Source organism: Dickeya chrysanthemi NCPPB 402 (assembly GCF_000406105.1).
Classification (GTDB): domain Bacteria; phylum Pseudomonadota; class Gammaproteobacteria; order Enterobacterales; family Enterobacteriaceae; genus Dickeya; species Dickeya chrysanthemi.
This window is the reverse complement of sequence record NZ_CM001974.1, coordinates 559,866-567,584: the sequence shown is the minus strand read 5'-3', so window position 1 is coordinate 567,584 and position 7,719 is coordinate 559,866. Positions and strand designations below refer to the sequence as shown.

Genomic DNA, 7,719 nt, shown 5'->3' with positions numbered 1-7,719 from the left:
ATTCATCTATTACGCGTCAGCCCGCACCGTTACTGATAGTACCGGTGGTAATAATAATGGTGGTGGTAACCAGGCTGATGTAATGCATTGCGTAACGTTCTCGTAAACCGAAAAATTATCTGCCCTATTAGTTAGGGCAATCGCCTTGCTAAGTCAACGGATTTCTTCATTTCACTGCTCGCGCCGCACCAATCGCGCCGGACAAAATCTCTACATAAAAAACAAAAAACCGGACAATAATTCAGAAAACTCAGCACACCAAAATGTTTCGCCGCATTGGCTTCATTCTTCCTTATCTTCTGCCGACAACGTTTTTTCCACATCATGCAATAGCCTATGCAGCATGGCGTTATCCCGCTGCTCCAGCAAACCAAGACGCTGCTGTAACCAGTCGCGCAGTTTTTCATCCTGCTGCGCACCGACCCGAACCAGCAAACGCGCAAACCGATCGCGCAATGCAGACAGTTGCCCAGACTCAGCCGGTGTCGGCTCGGCCGCGGCAACCTGCATCAACGACGCTAGTTGATAGCAATACACCATCACCGCCTGACCCAGATTCAATGAAGGATAATCCGCCGCCATCGGCACGCCGGTCAGAATGTCCGCCAGCGCCAACTCCTCGTTGGTCAACCCAGAGTCTTCACGGCCAAACACTAGCGCAGCAGACTTCACCCATTGCCGTTTTTCCTCCAGCACCCCCAACAGTTGCGCCGGCGAGCAATAGTAATGAAAACGCGCCCGGCTACGGGCGGTAGTCGCCACGGTGAACTCAACATCCGCCAGAGCGTCGGCCAGCGTCGGGAAAACCGCTGCACCGTCAAGAATATCGCCGGAGCCATGCGCCACCCAACGCGCCGCAGGTTCAAGATGCGCGGTGCTATCCACAATCCGCAACCGGCCAAATCCCATGGTTTTCATAGCTCGCGCCGCCGCACCCACGTTCTCGGCCCGGGCAGGCGCCACCAAAATGATATAAAACTGCACACAACCTCCCAGCCGGCACCTGGCAGGTGCGCTGACGATTCAAAATGTAGCGATGATTTACGCTGGAACATAAGTCCATACCGGGATTTGACGCCTCCGGCCGATGACCTGAAACGCCGTCCTGGCACACGGCTGCCGTCGAATGACACAGCGAAAATGGAAACGCTTCAGCTATCAGCATTTATTATGCCGTAGTGAATATAAAAATGTTAAATTGTGATAGATAGCGGCATTCGCAGCGCGTTTTCCACAAATTACTAACGTGCTACAATGAAGTTTGATATATGTCAATGGAACCGTAGATTTGCCAGTCGGTGAAATCAGTGCTCACTGTTATGTTGCTGTTAATAAGGTTAAACTGTGCGCCACAATAGGCTCTGTTGAAAAGCTTCATCGCCACCTGTTATCAGGCCGCGCGTCAGGTGGAAACAAGTGCATCAAAACGTATTTACGTACTTGAGTCAGTCGGCGAAAAAACGGTGAACATGATTTCCCAAAGCGCCCGAGAGAACCAGGACTTCTGTACTTTCGAATCTCTATATTAGTTGGCAATTTTAGGTAGCAAACATGCAGACCCCCCACATTCTTATTGTCGAAGACGAGTTGGTAACTCGTAACACTCTCAAAAGCATTTTTGAGGCTGAGGGATATGTTGTTCACGAGGCCACCGACGGCGCCGAGATGCATAACATCTTATCCGAGCATGATATCAATCTGGTCATTATGGATATCAACCTGCCGGGCAAGAATGGCTTGTTGCTGGCACGTGAACTGCGCGAGCAGGCAAGCGTCGCGCTGATGTTCCTAACCGGGCGCGATAACGAAGTCGACAAGATTCTGGGCCTGGAAATCGGCGCAGATGACTATATCACCAAGCCGTTCAACCCGCGTGAACTGACCATCCGCGCGCGCAATTTGCTGTCCCGCACCATGAATCTGGGCGGTGGCACGGAAGAGCGCCGTCTGGTAGAAAGCTACCGCTTCAACGGCTGGGAACTGGATATCAACAGCCGCTCGCTGGTCAGCCCGAACGGCGAACAGTACAAGCTGCCGCGTAGCGAGTTCCGCGCCATGCTGCACTTCTGCGAAAATCCGGGGAAAATTCAGTCGCGTGCCGAGCTGCTGAAGAAAATGACCGGTCGTGAGCTGAAACCGCACGATCGTACGGTAGACGTGACCATCCGTCGTATCCGTAAACATTTCGAGTCTACCGCCGATACGCCGGAAATCATCGCCACCATTCATGGTGAAGGTTATCGCTTCTGCGGCGATCTGGAAGACTGATTACTCGCACCTTACAGCACATGTCATAGCCGGGATACCCTCCCGGCTTTTTTATGCACGTTAAGAGCGCCTGTTACTTGCTCCAGGGCAGAATCGGCACCGCGCTGAGCGCGTTTTTTGGCGAGCCCTCTACCAAGCGATCGGAATAAGTCAGATAAACCAGCGCGTTGCGTTTAGCATCGTAAAAACGTACTACCTGCAATTTTTTGAAAATCAGCGAGGTACGCTGCTGAAACACCACGTTGCCTTTTCCCTTACTGCCGGTGATCTTATCGCTCAGGGTAATGGGCCCCACCTGCTGACAGGAAATCGCCGCATCCGATGTATCCTCCGCCAGACCAAGCCCCCCTTTGATTCCCCCCGTTTTCGCCCTGCTCAGATAGCAGGTCACGTTCGCCACATCGGGATCGTCAAACGCTTCTACGATAATTTTATGGTCCGGCCCTAGCAATTTGAAAGCCGTATCCACTGAGCCTATCTCCTCAGCCCAGGCTGACGTCACGCCGCAGAGCAAGGCCGCAAACGTCAACACAACTCGCTTTTTCATCATTATTGCCTTTCCCTCACTTTGTTGCCCATGGTGTAGTTTCTGTGGTCCAAAGACCGTTTGTCGGATAGAGTTCTTTAGCGGCCTATGTTAATCAAATTCTTTATGCATAAGGCACAAAAACTTGGTAAGTGCCACAGGAAAAAAGTTGCTATCATGCCGGGCTTATACGCTTAGCTCTCGGTGTGTTCTATGAGGACGATCTATGGATCAAGCCAGTATCATACGTGACCTGCTCAACTGGCTGGAGGGTCATCTGGACCAGCCTTTATCGCTGGATAATGTCGCAGCCAAGGCTGGCTATTCCAAATGGCATTTGCAGAGAATGTTCAAGGACGTAACGGGTCATGCCATCGGCTCCTATATTCGTGCCCGTCGGCTCACCAAAGCGGCTGTTGCGCTATGTCTGACCAGCCGCCCTATTCTTGATATCGCCTTACAGTACCGTTTTGACTCGCAACAGACGTTTACCCGGGCGTTCAAAAAACAATTTGCACAGACACCAGCCTCCTACCGCCGCGCGGATGACTGGAATACCTTTGGTATCCACCCACCGATTCGGCTGGGGGCGTTTACCATGCCGCAACCGCAATTCATCACCATGCCAGAAACACAGTTAGTTGGCCTGACGCAGAGCTATACCTGTAATCTGGAGGAAATTACCTGTTTTCGCACTGAAATACGTATTCATTTCTGGCGCCAGTATTTGGGAGAAGTGAAACAGGTGCCGCCAGTACTGTACGGGTTGCATCATTCTCGCCCAAGTAATGAGAAGGATGATGAACATGAAGTGCTGTATACCACCGCGCTGGAGCCTCATCATGTACCGGAAGGCGTACACCCCGGCGAGCCAGTAACATTTCCTGGCGGCGATTACGCGTTGTTTATCTACGAAGGCCCGACAGACGATTTGCAGGATTTCATCATCACGCTGTACGACACCTGCCTGCCGACCTATAAACTGACCCGGCGCAAAGGGTTCGATGCCGAACGTTTTTATCCCAAAGGGGACGCCGACGCCGAGCCCCCTAAAATCATACGCTGTGAATATCTGATTCCCATCCAACGTTAACGTTGCAGTTCATCCAACGCCGGAGCATCAAGATGAGAAACATCTCCGGCCGTTTCCACTATCCATCCCGGCGCCAGCCAGGGGCTTTGCTGATAATCAACGCGAGACAGCGAACAGTTGCGTAGCCGCAGACGACGCTCCGCCCAGGCAGGCAATCCCAGCAACGTACTTAACAGACAGCCCAGCGCAATACCATGGCTCACTAACAGTGGTCGACTACCTTCCGGCAAAGCCAGACATCTTTCCAGCACAAGATGCATACGACGGGCCAGCTCCGACATCGACTCTCCACCCGGAATACGGCCATCTTGCGTACCGTCCACCAATTGCTTACGCCAGCATTCCTCTTCCGGGCTCAGCGAATCAATCAGCCGTTCTTCCAGCACCCCCATGTTAAGCTCTCTCAGACCGGGCTCCAGAATGACCGAACAACCGACGCAAGCCTGCGAGATAATGTCGGCTGTATGTCTGGTACGTCCGAGATCGCTGGTAAAAATATGGGTAATGCCCAATCTTTTAACCCGGTCTGCCACCAACCGAGCCTGATGTTCACCACCGGGGGTTAACGGACTGTCCGATTGCCCCTGAATGCGTCGCGCCGCATTCCACTCAGTTTCACCGTGGCGAACAAGATATACCTGTAACATGATCTTTTTCCGTTATACTGCGTCAAACTAACTACAAGGTAGGGAAACACTATGTACCATGTTGTCGCATCTACGACCAACCCGGCCAAGATTAGTGCTATCACTTTAGCATTTGCCGACGTCTTTGGTGCAGATAATTGCCGTATAGAAGGGGTTGATGTAGACAGTGGCGTCCCCAGTCAACCACTCGGATCGGTTGAAACCCGAACAGGTGCAAGGAATCGCGTAATGAGAGCTCGCCAGGTTCGCCCGGAAGCCGACTTCTGGGTTGGAGTGGAAGCCGGTATCGAGGAGAGCATGACGTTCGCCTGGATGGTGATTGAAAACGCCACTATTCGCGGTGAATCACGCTCAGCCAGTTTGGTATTACCTGAAAGTATTCTGCGGGGTATTGGCGAAGGCCGTGAATTAGGTGATGAAATGGCACGCATCACCGGCATTCAGGATATCAAGCGTCAGGGAGGGGCGATCGGGGTATTCACAGATGGCAAGCTCTCCAGAACCAGCGTGTATTATCAGGCGCTGTTACTGGCTCTGGTACCTTTTCATAACCCGGTTTATCAACACCCCATTCACACGGCATCCGTGTGATAGCGCCCCAAACGCTACGCCTTATTCTCTGGCAACAATTGTTCCTCCAGCCATATTTTTAGTCTGGCTGGAGCAGATTTGAGGCTATTGGAGCCTCGGGTGATGGTGGCGATACCCGCGCCCAGCTCATTTTTCAATTCACGCTGACTCATTTCACCTCGCATCAGTTCCTGAATAATGCGTACCCGCGTTCCCAGAGAGGCTCGCTCATCCGGTGTTAACAATAACAGCAGCAGTGGCTGCTCCAACCCTTCTGCTATCGCCTGCTGCAACAGGCTGACAAAAGCTTGCCAGTGCGCATCATCTTGTTCGGAAAAGCCGGGGTCATGCGATGAAGGTAATGTCATAAAGCCACCATACTATTAAACTAGTACAAGCAGCATAACATACTCTTCGTGAAGAAAAAAAGCATATAAAACAGGATAACCTCCGCCTCGGTCAGGCGGGGGCTCAGAGAATCACGCTCGGTACGACGACTCTCATCGCCATTAAAACGTTTCTGGTCGCTGCTGTCGATCAATAACCGCTCAGTAACGCCGCCGCCACTCGTTATCCATCAACAGGGCTGTCTGACGCTGCTGCATCAAACTACGATAAAAAACATCATACGCCAGCACGTTTTTAACATATCCGCGCGTCTCGGAAAACGGAATACTTTCCACAAACGCGATGGCATCAATCCGGCCGTTGCTGTCTTTCAGCCAACTACTCACTCGTGACGGCCCGGCGTTATAAGCGGCCGACGCCAGAATGCGGTTTTGACCAAATGCATTATAAACGTAGTCCAGATAACTGGTGCCAATCTGGATATTCATCTGCGGGTCCAGCAGTTGGCTGCTGTTGGTATAACTGGCGATGTTGAACATCTCAGCGGTATGCTGCGCGGTAGCCGGCATGAGTTGCATCAACCCTGACGCGCCCACAGTAGAACGCGCCTGTGGATTCCAGGCACTTTCCTGACGCGCAATCGCCATCGCATAACTTTGGCTGATTCCTTTACCTTGCGTTGCCTGACGGAAATCGTCATTCCATGCCAGTGGGAAACGCTCTTCGAGATTATCCCACAACTTCGCCACAATGGTGGCCTGCACACTCAAATCATACCAACGCTGTTCGAAGGCAAAACGCGCCAGTGCTTCCTGTTGCGGCCGTTCCCGGCTGGCGACCAAGCCAGACCATTCAGAGCGAGCCAAACTTTCCAAGCCCCAGAACATCAGTTCGCGTACCCGCGCCACCTCAGGTAACTGCCCAATCGTTCGCTCTGGTTTAGCGGCAATAACAACCGTCAATGGATAATTGACATTCAGCTTCTGCGCCGCCGCCATCGGATAAAAACCGCGGATTTTCATCAGCTCGCGCAATTGGTTTTCACCTTCTTGCTGTTGCCCCTGATCGAGCAACAAGCTGGCTCGCCAGTAGCGCCACTCATCCTTTTGTTGCACATCGGCCGGCAGTCGGGCCATCCATTGCGCCAGGCCGACTTTATCTCCTTGCCCCAACGTCATACGAACACGCCGCTCCAGCAGTGGGGCGGAAGTACTACGCAAAATCACCGCATCGCGCCAGCGGGCCTGCTCATCGGTGACATCGCTCCCCATCATGCGCCAGGCGACATCCTCCTCCATACTCTGGCGCTCCTGCGGGCGCATTTTCTGCAGACGAACCAACTGCGGCAACAGCGCACGAGCCTCATCCGGATCCTGACGCGCAATACGGCCAAACGCCGACAATACCGCCCTGCGGGTAAAATCCGTCGGGCCGACCGACCGGGCAAAGCGCTCAATGGTTTTAGGGTTGCTTTGTAATTTCAGCAACGCATCGGTGATGGTTTTGTACTCTGCCGGCAGTTGTCTGGCGAGATGATTGACCAGACCTGCGCTGCCGGCATCCATCGCCAGCCTCATCCGCTCAAGCACCATAATTGATGTCTGCCCACCTTGTTGCTGCCAGCTGGAAAACAGCTTGTCGCAGGTAGGCGGCAAAGAGCGACCGGTCAACCAGATATCACGCGTCTGCTCCCAGACGCCTTGCGACTGTTCGACCATAACTTTGGCGTACAAGTAATTACAGAGTGAAGCGACCGGTTTTGGCTGGTTCGGACTGAAGGCCAGCAAGCCATTCCAATCCTGACGGCGGGCCAGCTCATTGATAAAGCTGTTATTGAGCGTACGCACAGCAGGCAGCGTCGGGTGTGCGGCGATAAACTGCCTGACCTGAGCGGCGCTGAGCGTCGACAGATCCTGCGTCAACGCACGGTATTCCAGATAAGGATAAAGCGGGTAATCACGGAGTGTCGGCATCAATTGCGAAACCACGTCCATCTGATTGTTATCCCAGGCGGACTTGATTTGCTGGTAACGTTGCCGCTGCTCATCCAGCGAATCTGCCAACACCTGGCAGGAGGCCCCAACGAGACACAGCACGGCGGCCACATATCGCCAATACCCTATTTTGAACATACTGCCCAGACCTCACTCGTTATCGTTTCTGTTTTTCTGCCAAATCTGATGCCGTCATCAATGCTCTCAACCATCCATCTGGTCACTACGACCGCCGTACACCGACTACTTCAGGCTTTTTTCAATTAAATCAGT

The 7,719-nt window shown here is 52.9% G+C and carries 8 protein-coding genes; 3 read left to right on the top strand and 5 right to left on the bottom strand.

Features of this window, described 5'->3' with window-relative positions:
• Positions 1-282 precede the first annotated feature (282 nt).
• Positions 283-984, bottom strand: coding sequence for a tRNA/rRNA methyltransferase (locus DCH402_RS02655; protein ID WP_039999524.1), 702 nt, complete (start codon positions 982-984; stop codon positions 283-285).
• Between the two features lie 567 nt (positions 985-1,551).
• On the opposite strand from DCH402_RS02655, the gene arcA reads away from it, so the two are divergent.
• Positions 1,552-2,268, top strand: a complete 717-nt coding sequence (gene arcA, locus DCH402_RS02650) for a two-component system response regulator ArcA (RefSeq protein ID WP_012768295.1) — start codon at positions 1,552-1,554, stop codon at positions 2,266-2,268.
• Between the two features lie 73 nt (positions 2,269-2,341).
• On the opposite strand, the gene creA is transcribed toward arcA, so the two are convergent.
• Positions 2,342-2,818, bottom strand: a complete 477-nt coding sequence (creA, locus tag DCH402_RS02645) for a protein CreA (RefSeq protein WP_081642120.1) — start codon at positions 2,816-2,818, stop codon at positions 2,342-2,344.
• A gap of 202 nt (positions 2,819-3,020) precedes the next feature.
• Here creA and robA point away from each other — a divergent pair, with 202 nt between their 5' ends.
• Positions 3,021-3,887, top strand: coding sequence for an MDR efflux pump AcrAB transcriptional activator RobA (robA, locus tag DCH402_RS02640; RefSeq protein WP_039999519.1), 867 nt, complete (start codon positions 3,021-3,023; stop codon positions 3,885-3,887).
• Here robA and gpmB read toward each other — a convergent pair.
• Entirely contained in the window at positions 3,884-4,534 is a 651-nt protein-coding gene (gene gpmB, locus DCH402_RS02635) for a 2,3-diphosphoglycerate-dependent phosphoglycerate mutase GpmB (RefSeq protein ID WP_039999517.1), read from the bottom strand. The genes robA and gpmB overlap by 4 nt on opposite strands.
• A gap of 51 nt (positions 4,535-4,585) precedes the next feature.
• Between gpmB and yjjX the strand changes: the two genes are divergently transcribed.
• Positions 4,586-5,125, top strand: a complete 540-nt coding sequence (yjjX, locus tag DCH402_RS02630; protein WP_012768291.1) for an inosine/xanthosine triphosphatase — start codon at positions 4,586-4,588, stop codon at positions 5,123-5,125.
• Positions 5,126-5,139: 14 nt separating this feature from the next.
• Here yjjX and trpR read toward each other — a convergent pair whose 3' ends face one another.
• A complete protein-coding gene (gene trpR / locus DCH402_RS02625) occupies positions 5,140-5,472 on the bottom strand; it encodes a trp operon repressor (protein ID WP_039999514.1) in 333 nt (110 codons plus the stop codon).
• 180 nt (positions 5,473-5,652) lie between these two features.
• Positions 5,653-7,584 carry a murein transglycosylase gene (gene sltY / locus DCH402_RS02620; RefSeq protein ID WP_039999513.1) on the bottom strand — a complete coding sequence of 644 codons (1,932 nt, stop codon included), beginning with the start codon at positions 7,582-7,584 and terminating at the stop codon, positions 5,653-5,655.
• Positions 7,585-7,719: the final 135 nt, after the last annotated feature.

Excerpts from the sequence above, each read along its gene's own strand:
- trpR (WP_039999514.1), bottom strand. The coding sequence starts at position 5,472 with ATGACATTACCTTCATCGCATGACCCCGGCTTTTCCGAACAAGATGAT.
- yjjX (WP_012768291.1), top strand. The coding sequence starts at position 4,586 with ATGTACCATGTTGTCGCATCTACGACCAACCCGGCCAAGATTAGTGCT.
- sltY (WP_039999513.1), bottom strand. The coding sequence starts at position 7,584 with ATGTTCAAAATAGGGTATTGGCGATATGTGGCCGCCGTGCTGTGTCTC.
- robA (WP_039999519.1), top strand. The coding sequence starts at position 3,021 with ATGGATCAAGCCAGTATCATACGTGACCTGCTCAACTGGCTGGAGGGT.
- arcA (WP_012768295.1), top strand. The coding sequence starts at position 1,552 with ATGCAGACCCCCCACATTCTTATTGTCGAAGACGAGTTGGTAACTCGT.
- creA (WP_081642120.1), bottom strand. The coding sequence starts at position 2,818 with ATGATGAAAAAGCGAGTTGTGTTGACGTTTGCGGCCTTGCTCTGCGGC.
- gpmB (WP_039999517.1), bottom strand. The coding sequence starts at position 4,534 with ATGTTACAGGTATATCTTGTTCGCCACGGTGAAACTGAGTGGAATGCG.